A 19,217-nucleotide genomic window follows, 5' to 3' on the forward strand; every position below is an offset into this window, starting at 1 on the left:
GGCGAGGGGGCGGTCAGGCGGGGCGGCGGGTGGCGGCGATGGCCAGGTCGACCAGGGCCTGGCGGGCCTCGGTGTCCAGGTCGACAGCGGTGAGCGCGGCCAGGGCGCTCTCGGTGAGCGCGGTGATGTGCCGCTCGGCCCGATCCAGCGCGCCGCTCGTCGTGATCAGCTCACGCAGCCGGTCCACCCCGGCCGCGTCCAGGTCCGGTACGCCGAGACCGGCCAGCAGTGCCTCCCGGCCGGCCGGGTCGAGCGCCTCCAGTGCGGCCGCCACCAGGTACGTCCGCTTGCCCTCGCGCAGGTCGTCGCCGGCCGGCTTGCCGGTGCGCTCCGGGTCGCCGAACACCCCCAGCACGTCGTCGCGGAGCTGGAACGCCTCACCCAGCGGCAGCCCGTACGCCGAGTACGCGGCGTGCACCTCGGGCGGCGCGCCGGCCAGCGCGGCACCGAGCAGCAGCGGGCGCTCGACCGTGTACTTCGCCGACTTGTACCGGGCCACCTTGGCGGCCCGGTCCAGCGAGGTGTCCCCGGTGGCCTGGGTCAGCACGTCCAGGTACTGCCCGACGGTCACCTCGGTACGCATCTCGTCGAAGACCGGCCGGGCCCGGGCCACGGTGGCCGGCGGCAGGCCGGAGGAGTGCAGCAGCTCGTCGGACCAGACCAGGCACAGGTCGCCCAGCAGGATCGCCGCGGCGTCGCCGAAGGAGTCCGCGTCGCCGCCCCAGCCGGCCGTGCGGTGCCGGGCGGCGAACCGCCTGTGCATCGCCGGCTCGCCGCGCCGGGTGTCCGACCGGTCCATCAGGTCATCGTGGATCAGCGCGCTGGCCTGCACGAACTCCAGTGCGGCAAGGGTGGCGACGACCTGGTCGGAGTCGACCCCGCCGGCGCCCCGGTAACCCCAGTAGCCGAACGCCGGACGCAGCCGCTTGCCGCCGCCCAGCACGAACGCCTCGATCGCCTCGGCGACGGGCAGCAGGCCGTCGTCGACGGCGGTCAGCCAGCCGCGCTGGCCGGCGAGGAACTCGGTGAGCGCCTTGTCGATCCGCTGGCGCAGGCCGGCACGGTCGACGGGGGATACGGGAGCAGCGTGGGTCACGCCACGACGCTAGCGGTTCGCACCCGTTCCCGCCGCGCCCCCGCCCCGGCGTGCCTCGTGGCTCACCGGCGCGGACTGTCGCGCAGGTGGCGCGGCACGCCGGACGGCAGGTAGGGGCGGGCCGCGGTGACCAGTCGCGCGTACCCCCGGGTGGCCGGACCGGGCGGCGCGTGCGCCAGGCCGCGACGGAACGTGGTGAGCTGGCCGACGGCCCGCGGGGATCCGGACCGGACCGCGTCGAGCAGCGCCTCGCCGGCCACCGCGCACGCCTCGGGCACCGCGCCCAGGCCCAGGTGCCCGCGGGCCAGCCAGCCGCCGTACACGGCCGACCGGCGCGGGCGGCCCCGCGCGCCCACCACCGGCGTCAGCAGCGGCACTGCGGCGGCGTGACGGCCCAGCGCGACGAGCGTGCGCCCGGTCATCGCCGCCAGTTCGGCCGCGTCGAGCCAGTAGAGCCAGGGCGGCTCCCGGCCGGGCTCCGGCGTGCCGACCCGATCGGCACCGGCCAGCGCCTGCCCGGCCGCGCGGGGACGCCCGGCGAGCGCGGCGGCGAGCGCCACCCGGTGCAGCAGCAGCGCCCGCAGGCCGGGCGAGGCGGTGGCACGGCCGGCGGCGTACCCGATCCGGGCCAGGACCAGCGCGCCGGCCGGGTCGCCGGCGTCGGCCAGCAGGTGACTGGCCGACGCGAGCACGTGCCCGGCCAGCGGCGCCTGCCCGGCGGCCACCGCCGCCCGCAGCGCCAGCCGGTACGCGACCAGGCCCCCGCCGAGGTCGCCCGCGTCGGCGGCCAGCCACCCGGCGAGCTGCGCCGACTCGGCGAGCGCGGGCAGCATCGCGCGACGGCCGGCGGGCCCGGCGCGCCGGTAGCCGCGGACCGCCTGCCGCAGCCGGCGGGCGCCGTGCCCGGCGAGGTCGCCGCCGCCGAGCATGTCGTCCCAGCGCCGCAGCGTGGCGAGCGTCACCCCGTCCGCCGGGTGACCACGACCGGAACCGGTGGGCTCGTCGTCCGGCCCGCGCAGGACGTGGACGCCGAGCGGCCCGGACTCGTCCGCGACGGACATGCGCGGGGCGGGACGGCCGGTCCGGTGCTCGTCGTCCCGTCCGGGACGGCCGGGCAGCGGCGTTGGCGCGGCGGCGAACGGACCGGCCGGCGTGCGGCCGCCCGGGTCGGCCGCCCAGCGGTACGCGAGCGTGAGCAGGGCCAGCCGGGCCCGGGACCCGGCCGGGTCGACCACCGCAGGCGCCACGCCCAGCCGGCGGCTGCGCGCGGCGGCCCCGGCCAGCACCTCGCCCGGCACCCCCAGGACCGTCGCCAGCCAGGCGGACCAGAAGTCGCCGGGAAGCCGCAGCTGGCGCTCCCAGCGGGACACCTCGTTGCGGGTCAGCGTGGGCACGCCGGAGGCGGCGCACAGCTCGGCGGCCAGCCGCTGCTGGCTCCAGCCACGGGCGGCCCGCAACTCGGCCAGCAGCGGCCCGAGCAGGCGCGGGCCCGGCGGCGGGGACGGGATCATCGGAACCTCCGGGGCGACGGCGCGGATGGCGACGCGGACGCCCGGCCAGTGGTGGCGCCGGCGCGTCGCCGTCGTGGCGACCCCCGCGCGGGCCCCCGGAACGGCCGTCGGCCGCCCCACCGCGCTGCCGCATTTCTACCCCCGGGGTACGACGTCGCGCCGGGACAGGTGTTCGCGGGCTGGGAAGATTCCCGATGCGGCGTGCCGTCCCGGTTACAGTCGGTCTGTGGCGCTCGGTCTTCCCTCGGTCCTTCCCAATCCCCAGCCGGCCATCGGGGAGCTGATCCGTGACGGCCGCCCCACGTTCTCCTTCGAGTTCTTCCCGCCGAAGACCCCGGCCGGGGAGAAACTGCTCTGGCAGGCCATCCGCGAGCTGGAGTCGCTGCGGCCCTCGTTCGTGTCGATCACCTACGGCGCGGGCGGCTCGACCCGCGACACCACTGTCGCGGTGACCGAGCGGATCGCCACCGAGACGACGCTGCTGCCGATGGCGCACCTGACCGCGGTGAACCACTCGGTGGCCGAGCTGCGGCACGTGATCGGCCGGCTGGCCTCGGTCGGGGTGCGCAACGTGCTGGCCGTGCGGGGTGACCCGCCGGGCGACCCGGGCGGCGAGTGGATCGCCCACCCCGAGGGCGTCCGGTACGCCGAGGGCCTGGTCCGGCTGGTCCGCGACAGCGGCGACTTCAGCGTCGGCGTGGCCGCGTTCCCGTACAAGCACCCGCGCTCGCCGGACGTGGACAGCGACACCGCGCACTTCGTCCGCAAGTGCCGGGCCGGCGCGGAGTTCGCGATCACCCAGATGTTCTTCGACGCCGACGACTACCTGCGCCTGCGCGACCGGGTCGCAGCCGCTGGCTGCGACACCCCGATCCTGGCCGGGGTGATGCCGGTGACCCAGATCGGCACCATCGAACGCTCGGTGCAGCTGTCCGGCGCGCCGTTCCCGCCGGCGCTGGCCGAGCGGTTCGAGCAGGTGGCCGACGACCCGGAGGCGGTCCGCCGCCTCGGCGTCGAGCAGGCGAGCGAGATGTGCGAGAAGCTGCTCGACGAGGGCGTGCCGGGGATCCACTTCATCACGCTCAACCGGTCCACTGCGACCCGGGAGGTGTGGCAGCGGCTGCGCGCCGCCGCACGGGTGTGACCACCCGCCACACGACACCCGCGCCGTGCTTCTACGGTTGATCCGTGGTGGGCACACAGCTGAACTGGGACCAGTACGCGACCGCGTGGGCGCGGCTGCACGGCGGCTTCGATCCGCGTACCGCCGCGCCGGTGGTGCGCGCCTGGCTGCGCTTCGCCTACCACGTGGGCTACGTGCTGGGCCGGCTGCGCGTCGGCCCGACCCCGGTGACCGTGTTCGGGGTGCTGCTCTGCTTCTGCGTACCCCTGTTCGTGGAGCGGCCCGGCAACGGGCCGTTCCTGGGCGCGTTGTTCGTGCTGCTGGCGGCCGTGGCCGACAGCGTCGACGGCGCGGTGGCGGTGGCGACCGGCCGGACGACGCGCCTGGGCTACGTGTACGACTCGGTCGCCGACCGGCTCGGCGAGGTGGCCTGGCTGGTCGCGTTCTGGCTGCTCGGCGCGCCGGGCGCGCTGGTCGCGGCGGCCGGTGGGCTGTCCTGGCTGCACGAGTACGTGCGGGCGCGCGCGGTCTCGGCCGGGATGCGGGAGATCGGCGCGGTGACTGTGGGGGAGCGGCCGACCCGGGTCTGCGTCGCGCTGGTCGGGCTGCTGGTCGCCGGGCTCACCGGGCTGATCGACGCCGACCTGACCGCCGGCACCATCACCATGGCCACCACGGTCTGGGTGCTGCTCGCCGGGTTCGGCCTGGGGCAGTTGCTCTCCGCCGTCCGCCGCGCCCTGGTCGACGCCGGCTGACCGCCGCGCCCGCGCCCGCGTAGCCGGCGCGGCGGTCAGCCCGTGTTAAGAAGGGGCCCTTCCTCTACCGGAGGCGTTAAGAAGGGCCCCCTCCTTACACCCTCACCAGGCCGGGCCGACCGCCTCGGCGACGATCTCCGCGGACAACGTGACCATGGGCAGCCCGCCGCCCGGGTGGCTGGAGCCGCCGACCAGCCAGAGCCCGGCCGCCGGACCCCGGTTGGCCGGGCGCAGCAGCCCGCCCGCGGTGCCGTAGATCGCTCCGCCCGGCGCGCCGGTGGCCGCGTCCAGGTCGGCCGGGGTGCGGATCTCCCGGAACACCAGCCGGTCCCGCACGTCGGCACCGCGTTCGGCCAGCACGTCGAGGATCCGGTCCGCGTACGCCTCGGCCAGGCCGGGCCGCCGCCAGTTCACGGCGCTCGCGGCGGTGCCGTGCCGGGGCGCGTTGACCAGCACGAACCACGCCTCGTGGCCGTCCGGGCGGACCGCCGGGTCGTCGGCGGCGGTGACGAACACGGTCGGGTCGGGCGCCGGGCGGGCTCGCACCCCGCGACCCGGGTCACCGAACACGGCGTCGAACTCGGCGTCGTAGTCGCGGGGGAAGAAGACGGTGTGGTGGGCCAGCCCGGAGTCGCCGCGTACGCCCAGCAGCAGCACGAACCCGGCCAGGCTGCGGTCGGTGAGCGCGGCCAGGCGGCGCGGGTCGGGCAGCAGGTCCCGGTAGACGGTGAGCGCGTCCACGTTCGCCACCACCACGTCGGCCGGGATCGGTGCGGCCGCCCCGGCCACGCGTACCCCGTGCACCCGCCCGCCCGCGGCGTCGATCCGGGTGACGGTGGCGTCGGTGCGCACCACCACGCCCAGGTCCAGGCAGCGCGACAGCAGCGCGTCGGCGAGCGTGCCCAGCCCGCCGCGCAGGTACCAGCCGCCGTACGCCAGCTCGGCGTAGGGGACGGCGACGAGCGCGGCCGGGGCGCGGCGCGGGTCGGCGCCGGTGTACGTGGCGTACCGGTCCAGCAGCATCCGCATCCGCGGGTCGGACAGGTGCCGGCGGCCCAGCCCGCGCAGGCTGCGGCCGGGGCCGATGGCGGCCAGGTCGCCCAGCCGCCAGGCCAGCGCCGCCAGGTCGCGGGGCGAGTCGACGGTACGGCGCAGGATGTCCCGGTGCGAGGCCGCCCACACCCGGCCGGCGCGCCGCCACAGCCCGCGCCAGTCGGCGGCGGACCGGTCCCCGAACGCGGCGCCGATCCGGGCGGCGAACTCGTCCGGGTCGGCGCAGGAGTCGAGCGCCTGCCCGCCGCCGGGGAAGACGTGCCGCACGATCGGGTCCAGCGGGACCAGGTCGAGGTATTCGTCGAGCTTCGCCCCGGTCGCCTCGAACAGGTCGTGGAAGACCTGCGGCAGGGTGAACAGGCTCGGCCCGGTGTCGAAGTGCCACACCCCCTCCGGGGTGTGGTGGGCGTACCGGCCGAGCTTGCCCCCGACCGTGCCGGCCCGTTCGAGGACGGTGACCTCGTGCCCGGTGACCGCGAGCCGGGCGGCGGTGGCGAGCCCGCCCACCCCGGCGCCGATGACCACGATGCGCGCCATGGCGTGCCCCTCCTAGGTGACCGGGCGACCCCGCCAGGTGAGCCGGCGTCGCTTCCGCAGATGGTACGACCGGACGGTCAGCCAACCGAGGACCACGACCGACACGGGGTGGCCCAGCGCGTCGGGCCACGCCCGCCCGCCGGTGGCGCGGGCGCTGACCACCCGCCCGGCGACGCCGGCCAGGTAGGCCAGGAACGCCACGGCGGCCACCGCCGGCGCGCCGGCGAGCAGCGCCCCGGCGGCCAGCAGCGGCGGCGCGACGTAGAGCGCGAACAGCAGCGCCAGCACGGCCGCCGCCGCCGTGGGGTGCCCGAACGTCGCCCACAGCGACTTGGTGTAGCCGTCGCGCAGCTGCGGCCAGGTGTCGTACATCCGGCAGGACGCCAGCCGGGAGCCGTCAGCGAGCGCGATCCGCCCGCCGGCCCGCTTCACCGCCCGGGCCAGCTCGATGTCCTCCAGCACCTTGTCGGCCACCGCCGCGTGCCCGCCGGCCCGCAGGTAGCCGGCCCGGTCCACGACCAGGAACTGCCCGCCCGCCGCCGCGAGGGAGGGCCGCCGCGAGCGTTCCATCGCGCGCAGCGGCAGGAACGTGAGCCACAACCACTGCAACAGCGGCTGCACCAGCCGGTCGCCCGCCGTCCGCACCACGATCCGGGGGTACGGCGACAGCAGCGCCGCGTCAGCCGCGCGCAACTCGGTCACGGCCGCCGCCACCGCGTACGGGGTGAGCACCACGTCGGCGTCGACGAAGGCCAGCACGGCCGGTTCCGGGCCGGTACGGGTGGCGAGCTGCCAGCAGGCGTGCGGCTTGCCCAGCCAGCCCGGCGGCGGGGCGACGCCGGTGAGCAGCGTGACCCGGGGATCGTCACCGGCCACCGCGCGGACCACGTCGGCGGTGCCGTCGGTCGATCCGTCGTCGAGCACCACGATCCGCAGGTCCGGTACGCCGCGCTGGGCCAGCAGCGCGCGCAGGCACGGGGTGACCCGTTCGGCCTCGTCGCGCAGCGGCAGCAGCACCGCCACCGGCTCGTCCACCTCGGCCGGGCCGGTGGCCGGGCGGCGCAGCCAGGCGAGCGCGTTGACGAGCGTGTGCCCGGTGAGCGCGGCGACCGCCACGGCCAGCGCGAGGGCGGCGATCATGCCGGGGCGTCGACGCGCGGCTCCGGCTCCGGCGTGCCGGTCCGGTCCTGACGGGCCCGCCACAGCGTCACCGCCAGCGGCACCGCCGCCACCGCCATCCCGGCCGCGCCCCACAGAGCCGACGCGGGCAGCCGCAGGAACACCGCGTGCGCCAGCACGCTGGAGGCGTACGTCCAGAGGTAGAGCGCGAACATCGGGGCGTCCCGGCCGTCGACCCGGTCCGCCGACGGCCCGGCGAGCGGGCGCAGCGCGACTGCGAGCAGCACCGCGAAGCCCAGCCAGCCGAGGTAGTTGCTGACCGGGATGCCGGGTAGCCCGGGCAGCGCCGGGGTGGCGTCGAGCCAGGTCCAGTAGCCCTCGGCCACCATCTGCGGGTCGAGGAACAGGTCCCAGGCGGCCAGTCCGACCGCCGAGAGCGCGATCCGCGCGATGCGGGAACGGACCAGCCGGACTGCGGTGAGCCAGGCCGGCCAGGCCATCCAGGTCCAGGCGAGCGGGATGATCAGCGGCACCCCGGCCAGCTTCGGGCCCAGCTCGCCGGAGTAGTCGTAGCTGCCGAACGGGAACCCGGTGGCCACGCCGATCGCCTCGACCGCGAACCCGCCGCCGGTGACGACCGCGACCAGCGCGACGGCGGTACGGACGCCGCGGGTGAGCAGCGCGTGGCCGACCGAGAGCAGCCAGCCGAGGACCACGGTGGCCACCGTGAGCCCGGCCCGGGTCGCGCCGCCGGTGAGCGGGTAGCAGATCTGGGCGAGCACCAGCACGGCCAGCAGCGCCCAGGGCAGCCGGGCGGCTTTCACTGTGCCGCCTTTCGTTCGCGACTGCGGGGCTCGCAAACCCGGCTCACTCCTCGCGCTCACGGTGTCGCCCTTTCGTTCGCGACTGCGGGGCTCGCAAACCCGGCTCACTCCTCGCGCTCACGGTGTCGCCCTTTCGTTCGCGACTGCGGGGCCCGCAAACCCGGCTCACTCCTCGCGCTCACGGGGCATCCGGCGGGGGCAGCGGCAGGTCCCGGCCGAGCACGCCGAACGGCCGCTCGTCGCCGGGGAAGTGGAAGTGGCGCAGGACGTCGACGAAGCCGAACCGGCGGTACAGCCGCCAGGCCCGGGACTTCTCCTCGTCGGCCTCCGGCGTGGACAGCAGCGTGGTGTCGCCCTCGGCCACGGCGAGCAGCGCGCGCAACTGGCGGGCCCCCAGGCCGTGCCCCTGCGCGGGCGGGCGGACGTGCAGCTCCACCACCTCGAACGGGTGGGCCAGCCAGCGCTGCCGGGCCTGCGCGTTCAGCGCCCGGTGCACCTGGTCGTGCCACCACTGCCCGGTGGCGCCCCGGTAGCCGTACCCGAAACCGGCCAGGTGTCCCTCGTTGGTCAGGCTGGCGACGGCGCGGAAGCCGGGCCGGCGGACGTGGGTGGCGATGTAGCCGCGGCGGGCCTCCAGCAGGTCGGGCCGGTAGCCCATCGCCTCGCCGTAGACGGCCACCACGTCGTCCAGCCGCCGGACCAGGTCGTCCGGTGTCCACCGCACCAGCCTCATGCGTGCCCTCTCGCCGTCTCCGGGGCGCCCTCGGCGGCCCAGCCCAGCACCGTACGGTCGCCGACCACGTCGCCCACCGCGAACCGCGCGAACAGTTCCTCCGCGTACCAGCCCTCGGTGGGGGTACGGGTGATCGCGGCGCGGTGCTCCGGGGAACGGTACGCGAACGCGACCAGGTCCGCCGGGTCGCGCCACACGCTCACAGTGCCCTGCCAGCCCAGCGGTGCCTCGCCGACGCCGAACCGGGCGAGCAGGCCGGGCGCGGCGTGCAGGGCGCCGGCGACCGGCGGGATCGCCCGCCAGAACGTGGCCGCGCGGCGGGCCCGCAGCCGGGCCCGGGTCAGCGCCAGCACCGGCCCGGTGACCCGTCCGCCGGACGGCGTGCCGAACGGCTCGCGGCCGGACCACCGGCCGCGGCTGGTCAGCGGGCGCAGGTCCACCCGTACCGCGGCGCGGGCGATCCGGGCCCAGGAGCGGGCGACCGGGGAGGCGTCGAAGCCGGCCGCGTCGGCGGGGGAGTCCCAGACCACGAGTGCGGCCCACCGGGTCAGGTCGGCGTCGCCGGGGCCGAAGCCGGTGCCGGTCCCGGTGCCGAGCAGTTTGGCGAAGCGGACGCCCGGCAGCCGGCGCAGCCGTGCCGGGTGGGTGGCCATCCGGCCCAGCACACCGGGTACGGCCCGGCGGGGCACACGCCACACGTGCAGCGTGACGAGTCCGGGGTTCACGCCACCTCGGCCGGGGTGCCGGCGGTGATCCGCAGCAGTTCCGCGTACGTGGTGGGGAACACCGCCCGGGGTACGCCGCCTGCGGCCCACACCTCGTCGTACCCGGCCAGTGCGGTGTCCACGACGGTGCGCAGCGGAGCGGGGTGGCCGACCGGTGCGACGCCGCCGATCACCTGCCCGGTGTGCTGCTTGACGAACTCCGGGGTGGCCCGGCGCAGGTGGGTCACGCCCAGCGTGGCGGCCAGCCCGGCGGTGTCCACCCGGTGCGCGCCGGAGGTGAGCACCAGCAGCGGCGCGTCGTCCGCGTCGAAGATCAGCGAGTTGGCGATGGCGCCGACGGCGACACCGAGCGCCTCGGCCGCCGCGGCGGCGGTGTGCACCGCGTCGGGCAGCAGTCGGACGAGGCTGGCCTCGCCCGATCCGTTCCGCGCGCCCGCGTCGTCGAGCGCGCGCTGCACCGCCTGCACGTTCGGGTGTGGCTGCATGTACCCATTCTTCCCCCACCCCGGGATGGCCTCGCCGGGGGCCGTCGCCCTCCCGTGCGTCCCCGGCGCGTCACACGTTGCGTTTTCGTCGGTGGGGAGGTGTACTGTCAGGGTAGTTAGAACGAGTGTTCGATTCCGGCTCGAAGTCAGGTTCGCTCGACGTTCGGTTCGACCCGAACGGCAAGCGGCTCAGCTCCCCGGCTGGCCCGGCCTGATCCGAGCCGGTCGCGCACTCGTCGAACGCTCCGGAAGCGGTGTTTCGCGGCACCGGCTTCCGGGAGGTGCGGCACCGCGGGCCGCACCGGGTCTCGGACAGTCGCGAGTCCGGGCCCGTCAGGCAGGTCGTCGCCCGCCGCCCACGACCCCCGGGCGGCGGGCGACGGACCCGCCGGCACGCCGGCCGGGTGTGGGTGTGGGTGTGGGGAAGCGTCCACATCCGGCCGGCCGCCACCTGAAAGGTGCGTCTTCCTCCGCACCGACCGCTCCGGGCGACCGGGCGACGTTCCCCGTCGCGCGACCGCCCGCCCCGGCCACACGCGGAGGAGAGACCCATGCCGATCAGTCCGGCCCAGGCGCCCACGGTGCCCGCGCACGTGCTGCCGCACCGCACCCCCGCCCAGTTGCTCGCGGTGGCCCGCGACGGGCTGGCCGAGGCCGCCCGCACCCGCCCCGACGGCCTCCGGTACGCCGCCGCCCACCTGGCGGCGCTGCGCGCCGCCGCCGCCGTGCTCGCCGCCCGGGCCCGTCCCGCGCCCACCCGCCGGCACCGGATCACCAGCGTCTGGGTGCTGCTCGCCACCGTCGCCCCCGAGCTGGACGAGTGGGCTGCCTACTTCGCCGCCGGCGCGAGCAAGCGGGCTGCCGCCGAGGCCGGCATCCCCCGCGTGGTCACCGCCCGGGAGGCCGACGACCTGCTGCGCGCCGCCGAGGAGTTCGTGACGGTGGTGGAGACCGCCCTCGGCCTGGCGCACCAGCCGGCACTCGACGGCCTGCCCCGCCCGCTGCGGCTCGGCGCCTCCGACTCACCGCCCCGGCCCGGAGCAGCCGCCGCCTGATTCGTGGCGCCCGGCCACCACCGGCGGGACCCCGGGTGGCCGGGCGCCGCACCCACGGCACACGCGTGCCGCGCACGACACGATCCACAGCACCATCCACGGGCGAGGCCCGTGGCGAAACACGACGGGGGGTTGGTCCGATGGCGGGCCGCATGGTGGTCGGTTCCGCCGCCCTGGCCGATCTGGTCCGTCCGGCGAGCGCGCCCGACCCGGCCGGCGGTCACCGGGTGCTGCCCGTCCGGGCCGAGCTGACCGGGCTGCTGCCCAACCGCGGTCTGCGGCGTGGCAGCACCGTGGCGGTCGGCGCCGGCCAGCCCCGGCGCAGCGGCGCCACCTCGCTGATCCTCGCGCTGCTCGCCGAGGCGTCCCGGGCCGGCTCGTGGTGCGCGGTGGTCGGTGTACCCACATTCGGGGCGGGCGCCGCAGCCGAGGCGGGCATCGCCCTGGACCGGCTGGCCCTGGTGCCCGACCCCGGCCCGGAGTGGCCCACGGTGGTCGCCGCGCTCATCGACGGGGTCGACGTGGTGGTCACCGCCGTGCCGGCCACCGTCTCCGCCTCGGTCGCCACCCGGCTGGCCGCCCGCGCCCGGCAGCGCGGAAGCGTGCTCGTCCCGTACGGGCGGTGGGACGGCGCGGACGTCACACTCCAGGTGGTCCGGGGCGTCTGGCAGGGGCTCGGCGCCGGTCGCGGGCGGCTGCGCCGCCGCGAGGTGACCGTCTCGGCCCGGGGCCGGGGCGCCGCCGCCCGTCCCAAGGAGATCAAGGTGTGGCTGCCCGGCGACGAGCTGACCCGGGTGATCCCCCGCTCGGCCGGGCTCGGCGCCCCGTCCGCCGCGCCGTCGCGCCGGCTGCGCGTGGTCGCCCCACCCGCCCGTACGCTCGCCGCGGCCGGTCCGGCGTGAGCGGCGTACCGCAGCGGACGCTGCTGCTCTGGTGCCCGGACTGGCCGGTCCTCGCCGCCGAGATCGTCGACGGGGTGCCCGCCACCGACCCGGTCGTGGTGCTGCACGCCAACCGGGTGATCGCCTGCTCCGAGCGGGCCCGCGCCGAGGGCATCCGGCGCGGGCTGCGCCGCCGCGAGGCGCAGGGGCGCTGCCCGCACCTCACCGTGGTCGACCACGACCCCGGCCGGGATGTGCGGGCGTTCGAGCCGGTGGTGGCCGCCGTGGAGGAGGTGGTCGCCGGCGTCGAGGTGATCCGGCCCGGCGCCTGCGCGACGGCGGCCCGGGGGCCGAGCCGCTACCTCGGCGGTGAGGAGGCGGCGGCCGAGCGGATCGTGGAGCACGTCGCGCAGAGCTGCGCGGTGGAGAGCCAGGCCGGCATCGCCGACGGGGTGTTCGCGGCCGGGCTGGCCGCCCGGGAGGGCCGGATCGTGGCCCCCGGCGGCACCCGCGAGTTCCTGGCCGCCCGGCCGGTCGAGGCGCTCGGCCGGCCCGCGCTGGCCGACCTGCTGCGCCGGCTCGGCGTCCGTACCCTCGGCGAGTTCGCGGCGCTGCCGGCCGGGGACGTGCTTGCCCGGTTCGGTTTCGACGGGGCGCTGGCGCACCGGCTCGCCGGTGGCCGGGACGACCGTCCGCTGGCGGTCCGGCAGCCGCCCGCCGACCTGACCGTCACCGCCGACTACGACGAGCCGGTCGACCGGGTCGACGCCGCCGCGTTCGCCGCCCGCATGCTCGCCGAGCGGCTGCACGAACGGCTGGCCGGGTACGGGCTGGCCTGCACCCGCCTCGGCATCGAGGCGGTCACCGCCCACGGCCAGGAGCTGCACCGGGTCTGGCGGCACGACGGCCTGCTCACCGCCGCGGCCATCGCCGACCGGGTCCGCTGGCAGCTCGACGGCTGGCTCTCCGGCAGCAACGGCCGGGGCGGGACGCGTCCGGCCCGGCCCACCGCCGGGATCGTCCGGTTGCGACTGGTGCCGGACGGGGTGCTCGCCCAGGCGGGCCTGCAACCCGGGCTGTGGGGGGAGACCGGTGAGGAGCGGGAGCGGGCGCACCGGGCGCTCAGCCGGGTGCAGGGCATCCTCGGCCCCGAGGCGGTGGTCACCGCCGTGCTCGGCGGCGGGCGGTCCCCGGCCGACCAGGTGCGCCTGGTCCCGTGGGGCGACGAGCGGGCGCCCGCACGTCCCGGCCCGCCACCCCTGCCGCCCGCCGGGGCCGCTCCGGGTGCCGTGTCCGCCCCTGTCGTCGTACCCGCCGGGGGTGGTGCGGGGCGACGGGCCGGGCGGGGCCGGGCGGTGGCCGAGCCGCCGTGGCCGGGGCGGATTCCGCCACCGTCGCCGGCCGTGGTGCTGCCCACCCCGTTGCCGGCCGACGTGCGTGACGCCGCCGGGGAGCCGGTCGTGGTGAGCGCCCGGCTGGCGGTCAGCGCGGCGCCGGCCCGGCTCACAGTCGGCGACGGCCGCCCGGCCGAGATCACCGGGTGGGCCGGCCCGTGGCCGGTGGACGAACGCTGGTGGGCGCCGGCCGAGGCGCGCCGCCGGGCCCGGTTCCAGGTGAGCCTGGCCGACGGCGCCGCCCTGCTGCTCGCGGTCGAGGGCGGGCAGTGGCTGGTGGAGGCGATCTATGACTGAGCGCCGGGGGAGCGCGGGGTGAGCTTCCACAACCCGAAGATGCCCTGGTCGAAGCTGGAGCAGGTGCTCTCCGGCCGGGCCGGGGGCGAGCGGCACCTGCACGTGGTCGACCCGCTCGCGGTCGACGCCGACGGCGGCGACTCACCGGCCTGGAGCCGCAAGCGCCAGGAGTACCGGCCGCCGGAGCTGGCCCGCCCGGACGGCGTGGTGCCCTACGCGGAGCTGCACGCGCACTCCAACTTCAGCTTCCTCGACGGGGCCAGCCACCCGGAGGAACTGGCCGAGGAGGCGGCCCGGCTCGGGCTCACCGCCCTCGCCGTCACCGACCACGACGGCTTCTACGGCGTGGTGCGCTTCGCCGAGGCGGCCCGCGCGCTGCGGCTGCCGACGATCTTCGGCGCGGAGCTGTCCCTCGGGCTGCCCGGCCCGCAGAACGGCGAACCCGACCCGCTCGGCCGGCACCTGCTGGTGCTCGCGCACGGCCACGAGGGGTACGCGCGCCTGGCCGCCACCATCTCCCGGGCCCAGCTGCGCGGCGGGGAGAAGGGCCGCCCGGTCTACGGCGAGCTGGAGGAACTCGCCGCCGAGCTGCGCGACCACGTGCTGGTGCTCACCGGCTGCCGCAAGGGGCACGTGCCCGCGGCGCTGCTCACCGAGGGCGTCGACGCGGCGGCCCGGGAACTGGACCGGCTCACCGCGCTGTTCGGCGCGGAGACGGTGGCGGTGGAGCTGACCGACCACGGCCATCCGGTCGACGCCGACCGCAACGACGCGCTCGCCGACCTGGCCGCCGCGGCCGGGCTGCCCACCGTCGCCACGAACAACGTGCACTACGCCACCCCGGGACGGCGTCGGCTGGCCACCACCGTGGCGGCGGTCCGGGCCCGGCGCAGCCTCGACGAGATCGACGGCTGGCTGCCCGCCGCGGCCACCGCCCACCTGCGCAGCGGCGCGGAGATGGCGGCGCGGTTCGCCGCGTACCCGGGCGCTGTGGCGCGGGCCGCCGAGTACGGCGCGGAACTCGCCTTCGACCTTCAGCTCGTGGCGCCGAGGCTGCCGGCGTACCCGGTGCCGCCCGGGCACACCGAGATGAGCTGGCTGCGCCGGCTGACCATGGACGGCGCCCGCGAGCGCTACGGCCCGCCCGAGGCGCATCCGGAGGCGTACGCGCAGCTCGAACACGAGCTGCGGATGATCGAAGACCTCGGTTTCCCCGGCTACTTCCTGGTGGTCTACGACATCGTCGCGTTCTGCCGCGCGCAGGACATCTACTGCCAGGGCCGGGGCTCGGCGGCCAACTCGGCGGTCTGCTACGCGCTGCGCATCACCAACGTGGACGCGGTCCGGCACCGGCTGCTGTTCGAACGGTTCCTCGCCCCGGAACGCGACGGCCCGCCCGACATCGACGTGGACATCGAGTCCGACCGCCGGGAGGAGGTGATCCAGCACGTCTACGCCCGCTACGGCCGGGAACACACCGCCCAGGTCGCCAACGTCATCTCGTACCGGCCCCGGTCGGCGGTGCGGGACGTGGCGAAGGCGTTCGGCTTCTCACCCGGCCAGCAGGACGCCTGGAGCAAGCAGATCGACAGGTGGGGTTCGGTCGCCGCGGTCGACGTGGCGGACATCCCGGAGCAGGTGGTCGCGTACGCCAACGAGCTGCAGACGTTCCCCCGGCACCTGGGCATCCACTCCGGCGGCATGGTGATCTGCGACCGGCCGGTGATCGAGGTGTGCCCGGTGGAGTGGGGCCGGATGCCCGGCCGCAGCGTGCTCCAGTGGGACAAGGACGACTGCGCCGCCGTGGGCCTGGTCAAGTTCGACCTGCTCGGTCTCGGCATGCTCTCGGCGCTGCACTACGGCTACGACCTGATCGGTTCCCGCCTCGACCTGGGCGACATGACGCTGGACGACCCCGAGGTCTACGACATGCTCTGCCGGGCCGACTCGGTGGGCGTGTTCCAGGTGGAGAGCCGCGCCCAGATGGCCACGCTGCCCCGGCTCAAGCCGCGCGAGTTCTACGACCTGGTGGTGGAGGTGGCGCTGATCCGGCCCGGCCCGATCCAGGGCGGCTCGGTGCACCCGTACATCAGGCGCAAGAACGGCCAGGAACCGGTCACGTACGCGCACCCGCTGATGCGCAACGCGCTGGAGAAGACGCTCGGCGTACCGCTGTTCCAGGAGCAGCTCATGCAGCTCGCCATCGACCTGGCCGGGTTCGACGCGGCCGGCGCCGACCAGTTGCGCCGGGCCATGGGGGCGAAGCGGTCGGTGGAGCGGATGGCGCAGATCGCCGACCGGCTCTACGCCGGGATGGCCGAGCGGGGCATCACCGGCGAACTGGCCGACGACGTCTACCGCAAGCTCACCGCGTTCGCCAGCTACGGCTTCCCGGAGAGCCACGCGATGAGCTTCGCCTACCTGGTGTACGCCAGCTCGTGGCTCAAGCGCTACCACCCCGGCCCGTTCCTGGCCGCGCTGCTGAACGCCCAGCCGATGGGCTTCTACTCGCCGCAGACGCTCGCCGACGACGCCCGCCGGCACGGCGTCGAGGTACGCCGGCCGGACATCAACGCCAGCGGCGCCAAGGCGGTGCTGGAGTCCACCCCGGAGACCCGGTGGGGAAGCGTGCCGGGCGAGCCGCCGCACGCCTGGGGACTGGGCGGCCCGGCGGTACGGCTCGGGCTGGGCAGCGTCCGTACCCTCGGCGAGGACGTGGCCGAGCGGATCGAGGCGGAACGCGCCGCGCACGGGCCGTACCGGGACATGCCGGACCTGGCCCGCCGCGTCGGTCTCACCGCCGCGCAGCTGGAGGCGCTGGCCACCGCCGACGCGTTCGCCTGTTTCGGGCTGACCCGGCGGCAGGCCCTCTGGGCCGCCGGCGCGGCGGCCCAGGACCGGCCCGGCCGGCTGCCCGGCACGGTGACCGGCGCGGACCCGCCCACCCTGCCCGGCATGGCCGCGGTGGACCGCCTGGTCGCCGACGTCTGGGCCACCGGCCTGTCCCCGGAGAGCCACCCGGCCCGGTTCATCCGGGACCGCCTCGACGAACTGGGCGCGGTGCCGATCGCCCGCCTCGGCCAGGTGCCACCCGGACAGCGGATCCGGGTCGGCGGGATCGTCACCCACCGGCAGCGCCCGGCGACCGCCGGCGGCGTCACGTTCCTCAACCTGGAGGACGAGACCGGGATGCTCAATGTCACTTGCTCCCCGGGGTTGTGGCAGAGATACCGTCGAATCGCCCGCACCAGCGGAGCACTTGTGGTGCGGGGCCGGCTGCAGCGGCACGAGGGCGTCACGAACCTCACCGCGGACCGGCTGGACGCGATCGAGCCCCCCGTCACACCGGCATCCAGGGATTTCCGTTGATGGAGTGATCCACATTACGGTTTCTCCGAGCCGGAGGCGGGAGACTCCCGACGCGGGTGGGCAGAGTGGCCCACCCGGGGTATGGGGGATGAACCGATGACCTTTCACCGCACGAACGCCGGTGGCGTGGCGAACGCCCGACGGACCCGCCTCGGTGCCGACTGGGCGCCCACCCACGAGGCCGAGCCGCGGGAATACCAGGTGACCGACGGCCCGGTGGCCAACCACCAGCGTTCCCGCGCCGAGGACGACCCCGCCGGCGGCGGCGAGTCCTGAACCCGGGCCGGGGGGTGACTAGGCTCGGCGCGTGGAGCAGATCCGAACCCTCACCCCCCGCACCGCCGTCATCTGGTCGGTGCTCCGGGCCGAGCTGGACCGGCGGGCCGGCGAACGACTCTCCGTGCTCGACGTCGGCGGCGGGACCGGCGGCTTCGCCGTCCCGCTCGCCGAGGCCGGTCACCGGGTCACAGTGGTCGACGCCAGCCCCGACGCGCTCGCCGCGCTGACCCGCCGGGCCGCCGAGGCCGGGGTCGCCGATCGGGTACGCGCGACGCAGGGCGACGCCGACGCGCTCACCGGCCTGGTCGAGCCGGCCACCGTGGACCTGGTGCTCTGCCACTCCGTCCTCGAGGTGGTCGACGACCCGGAACCGGTGATGTCCGCGCTGGTCACCGCGTTGCGCCCGGATGGCGCGGCGAGTGTGCTGGTCGCCGGCCGGGCCGCCGCCGTGTTCGGCCGGGCGATGAACGGGCAACTGGACGCCGCCGCCGCGCTCGCCGCCGACCCGCACGGCACCACCGGCGGCCGGGACACGCTGCGCCGCCGCTACGACGCCGCCGACGCGAGCGCGCTGCTCACCGCCGCCGGCCTCGTCGTGGAGGAGATCCACGGGGTACGGGTGCTCGCCGACCTGCTCCCGGCCGCGGTGGCCGACGGCCAGCAGACCGCACTGGTGGAGCTGGAGCGCGCCCTCGCCGCCCGGTCCCCGTACCGCGATCTCGCCGCCCAGTTGCACCTGTTCGCCCGCCGCCCGGCATGACCGGTCCGGCTCCCGATCCGACGCCCGGTCCGACGCCCGGCCCGACGCCCGGCCCGACGCCCGGTCCGCTCGACCGGGTGGCGCCGCGCTACGACGGCGGCAGCATGATCGACGTGCTGCCCAGCGCGCTGGCGCTGCTCGGCGTACCGGGCGCCGCCGACCGGCTCGGCCTGGCCCCGCGCCTGGCCGGGGTACGCCGGATCGCGGTGCTGCTCGTCGACGGCCTCGGCTGGTACCAGATCCCCACCGCCGCCCCGTACGCCCCGACGCTCGCCGGCCTGGCCGCCACCGTCGGCCGGCCGCTCACCACCGGCTTCCCGTCCACCACCCCGACCAGCCTGGTCAGCCTCGGCACCGGCACCCCGTCGGGCGCGCACGGCGTGCTCGGCTTCACGGTCCGGGTGCCCGGCACCGATCGGGTGCTCAACCACGTCGACTGGACCGGCGACCCGGACCCGGCGAGCTGGCAGCCGGTGCCCACCTGGTACCAGCGGGCGCGCGCCGCCGGGGTCGCGGTGACTGTGGTCAGCCGTCCCGAGTTCGCCGGCAGCGGCCTGACGCTCGCCGCCAACCGGGGCGGCGACTACCGGGGTGCGGCAGGCGTTGACGCGCTCGCCGCCCGGATGCTGGCGGCGCTGGCCGCCGGGGACGGGCCCGCGCTCGTCTCCGGCTACCACCCCGACCTGGACCGGCACGGGCACCTCAGCGGCGTCGACTCCGCGCCCTGGCGGACCGCCGCCGCCGAGGTGGACGTACTGCTGGCCCGGCTCGTCGACGGGCTGCCGCCGGACGCCGCGCTGCTGGTCACCGCCGACCACGGCCAGCTCGACGTGCCCGCCGGGCACCGGATCGACCTGGACACCGACCCCCGGCTGCGCGCCGGGGTACGGGTGGTCGCCGGTGAGCCCCGGGTCCGCTACCTGCACGTCGAGCCGGGCGCCGAGGCCGACGTGGTGGCCGCCTGGGCCGAGGTGCTGGGCCCGGCCGCGCAGGTGCTGACCCGGGCCGAGGCGATGGCGACCGGCTGGTTCGGGCCGGTGCCCGAGGCACACCTGACCCGGATCGGCGACGTGGTGGTGGTCTGCCGGGACACGTACGCGGTGGTCGCCACCCGCTCCGAACCGCCGATGGCGTCGCGGCTGGTGGCGTACCACGGTGCGGACACCGCCGCCGAGATGACGGTCCCGCTGCTGGTGGTCCGGGGCTGATCCCGGTTCGTCC

17 protein-coding genes are annotated in these 19,217 nt (G+C 76.7%); 9 read left to right on the forward strand and 8 right to left on the reverse strand.

Translation table 11 applies throughout. The annotated features are described in order from the left end of the window. Positions 1-13: 13 nt before the first annotated feature. Together IF06_RS0115850 and IF06_RS0115855 are read right to left on the reverse strand one after the other, a co-directional pair. Positions 14-1,096, reverse strand: coding sequence for a polyprenyl synthetase family protein (locus tag IF06_RS0115850; RefSeq protein ID WP_013287636.1), 1,083 nt, complete (start codon positions 1,094-1,096; stop codon positions 14-16). Between the two features lie 62 nt (positions 1,097-1,158). Beyond that, positions 1,159-2,607: a helix-turn-helix domain-containing protein gene (locus tag IF06_RS0115855; RefSeq protein WP_030271888.1), complete on the reverse strand. Its 1,449-nt coding sequence runs from the start codon at positions 2,605-2,607 to the stop codon at positions 1,159-1,161. A 226-nt stretch (positions 2,608-2,833) separates the two neighbouring features. On the opposite strand from IF06_RS0115855, the gene metF reads away from it, so the two are divergent. Then, positions 2,834-3,751, forward strand: a complete 918-nt coding sequence (gene metF / locus IF06_RS0115860; RefSeq protein WP_013287634.1) for a methylenetetrahydrofolate reductase [NAD(P)H] — start codon at positions 2,834-2,836, stop codon at positions 3,749-3,751. Between the two features lie 44 nt (positions 3,752-3,795). Then, a complete protein-coding gene (locus IF06_RS0115865; protein ID WP_013287633.1) occupies positions 3,796-4,485 on the forward strand; it encodes a CDP-alcohol phosphatidyltransferase family protein in 690 nt (229 codons plus the stop codon). Between the two features lie 102 nt (positions 4,486-4,587). On the opposite strand, the gene IF06_RS0115870 is transcribed toward IF06_RS0115865, so the two are convergent. The 6 genes from IF06_RS0115870 to IF06_RS0115895 all read right to left on the reverse strand — a co-directional run bounded on the left by IF06_RS0115870 (position 4,588) and on the right by IF06_RS0115895 (position 9,961). Then, positions 4,588-6,075, reverse strand: coding sequence for a phytoene desaturase family protein (locus tag IF06_RS0115870; RefSeq protein ID WP_030271890.1), 1,488 nt, complete (start codon positions 6,073-6,075; stop codon positions 4,588-4,590). 12 nt (positions 6,076-6,087) lie between these two features. Next, the gene (locus IF06_RS0115875; RefSeq protein WP_030271892.1) at positions 6,088-7,215 is read right to left on the reverse strand and encodes a glycosyltransferase; all 1,128 of its coding nucleotides are present in this window, start codon (positions 7,213-7,215) and stop codon (positions 6,088-6,090) included. Beyond that, on the reverse strand, positions 7,212-8,018 hold the full coding sequence (locus IF06_RS0115880) for a carotenoid biosynthesis protein (RefSeq protein WP_030271894.1): 807 nt from the start codon (positions 8,016-8,018) through the stop codon (positions 7,212-7,214). The genes IF06_RS0115875 and IF06_RS0115880 overlap by 4 nt, the downstream gene beginning before the upstream one ends. Positions 8,019-8,196: 178 nt before the next feature. Further along, positions 8,197-8,751 (reverse strand): GNAT family N-acetyltransferase, encoded by a 555-nt coding sequence (locus tag IF06_RS0115885; protein ID WP_013287629.1) that lies wholly within the window; start codon positions 8,749-8,751, stop codon positions 8,197-8,199. After that, positions 8,748-9,476, reverse strand: coding sequence for a monooxygenase (locus IF06_RS0115890; protein ID WP_013287628.1), 729 nt, complete (start codon positions 9,474-9,476; stop codon positions 8,748-8,750). Before IF06_RS0115890 ends, IF06_RS0115885 begins: the two co-directional genes overlap by 4 nt. After that, a complete protein-coding gene (locus IF06_RS0115895; RefSeq protein WP_013287627.1) occupies positions 9,473-9,961 on the reverse strand; it encodes a YbaK/EbsC family protein in 489 nt (162 codons plus the stop codon). The genes IF06_RS0115890 and IF06_RS0115895 overlap by 4 nt, the downstream gene beginning before the upstream one ends. A gap of 551 nt (positions 9,962-10,512) precedes the next feature. Here IF06_RS0115895 and IF06_RS0115900 point away from each other — a divergent pair. The 7 genes from IF06_RS0115900 to IF06_RS0115930 all read left to right on the forward strand — a co-directional run bounded on the left by IF06_RS0115900 (position 10,513) and on the right by IF06_RS0115930 (position 19,204). Further along, positions 10,513-11,016: an SAV_6107 family HEPN domain-containing protein gene (locus tag IF06_RS0115900; RefSeq protein ID WP_013287626.1), complete on the forward strand. Its 504-nt coding sequence runs from the start codon at positions 10,513-10,515 to the stop codon at positions 11,014-11,016. Between the two features lie 140 nt (positions 11,017-11,156). Beyond that, on the forward strand, positions 11,157-11,918 hold the full coding sequence (locus IF06_RS0115905; protein WP_013287625.1) for a hypothetical protein: 762 nt from the start codon (positions 11,157-11,159) through the stop codon (positions 11,916-11,918). Then, the gene (locus IF06_RS0115910) at positions 11,915-13,588 is read left to right on the forward strand and encodes a DNA polymerase Y family protein (RefSeq protein ID WP_030271896.1); all 1,674 of its coding nucleotides are present in this window, start codon (positions 11,915-11,917) and stop codon (positions 13,586-13,588) included. The genes IF06_RS0115905 and IF06_RS0115910 overlap by 4 nt, the downstream gene beginning before the upstream one ends. Before the next feature lie 18 nt (positions 13,589-13,606). Continuing rightward, positions 13,607-16,957: an error-prone DNA polymerase gene (locus IF06_RS0115915; protein ID WP_013287623.1), complete on the forward strand. Its 3,351-nt coding sequence runs from the start codon at positions 13,607-13,609 to the stop codon at positions 16,955-16,957. Between the two features lie 96 nt (positions 16,958-17,053). Beyond that, positions 17,054-17,233: a hypothetical protein gene (locus tag IF06_RS0115920; protein WP_013287622.1), complete on the forward strand. Its 180-nt coding sequence runs from the start codon at positions 17,054-17,056 to the stop codon at positions 17,231-17,233. A 31-nt stretch (positions 17,234-17,264) separates the two neighbouring features. Continuing rightward, positions 17,265-17,996: a methyltransferase domain-containing protein gene (locus tag IF06_RS0115925; RefSeq protein WP_013287621.1), complete on the forward strand. Its 732-nt coding sequence runs from the start codon at positions 17,265-17,267 to the stop codon at positions 17,994-17,996. After that, a complete protein-coding gene (locus IF06_RS0115930) occupies positions 17,993-19,204 on the forward strand; it encodes an alkaline phosphatase family protein (protein WP_013287620.1) in 1,212 nt (403 codons plus the stop codon). The genes IF06_RS0115925 and IF06_RS0115930 overlap by 4 nt, the downstream gene beginning before the upstream one ends. The last annotated feature ends 13 nt before the right edge of the window (positions 19,205-19,217 follow it).

This window comes from Micromonospora globosa (assembly GCF_000717585.1).
Lineage (GTDB): Bacteria > Actinomycetota > Actinomycetes > Mycobacteriales > Micromonosporaceae > Micromonospora > Micromonospora aurantiaca.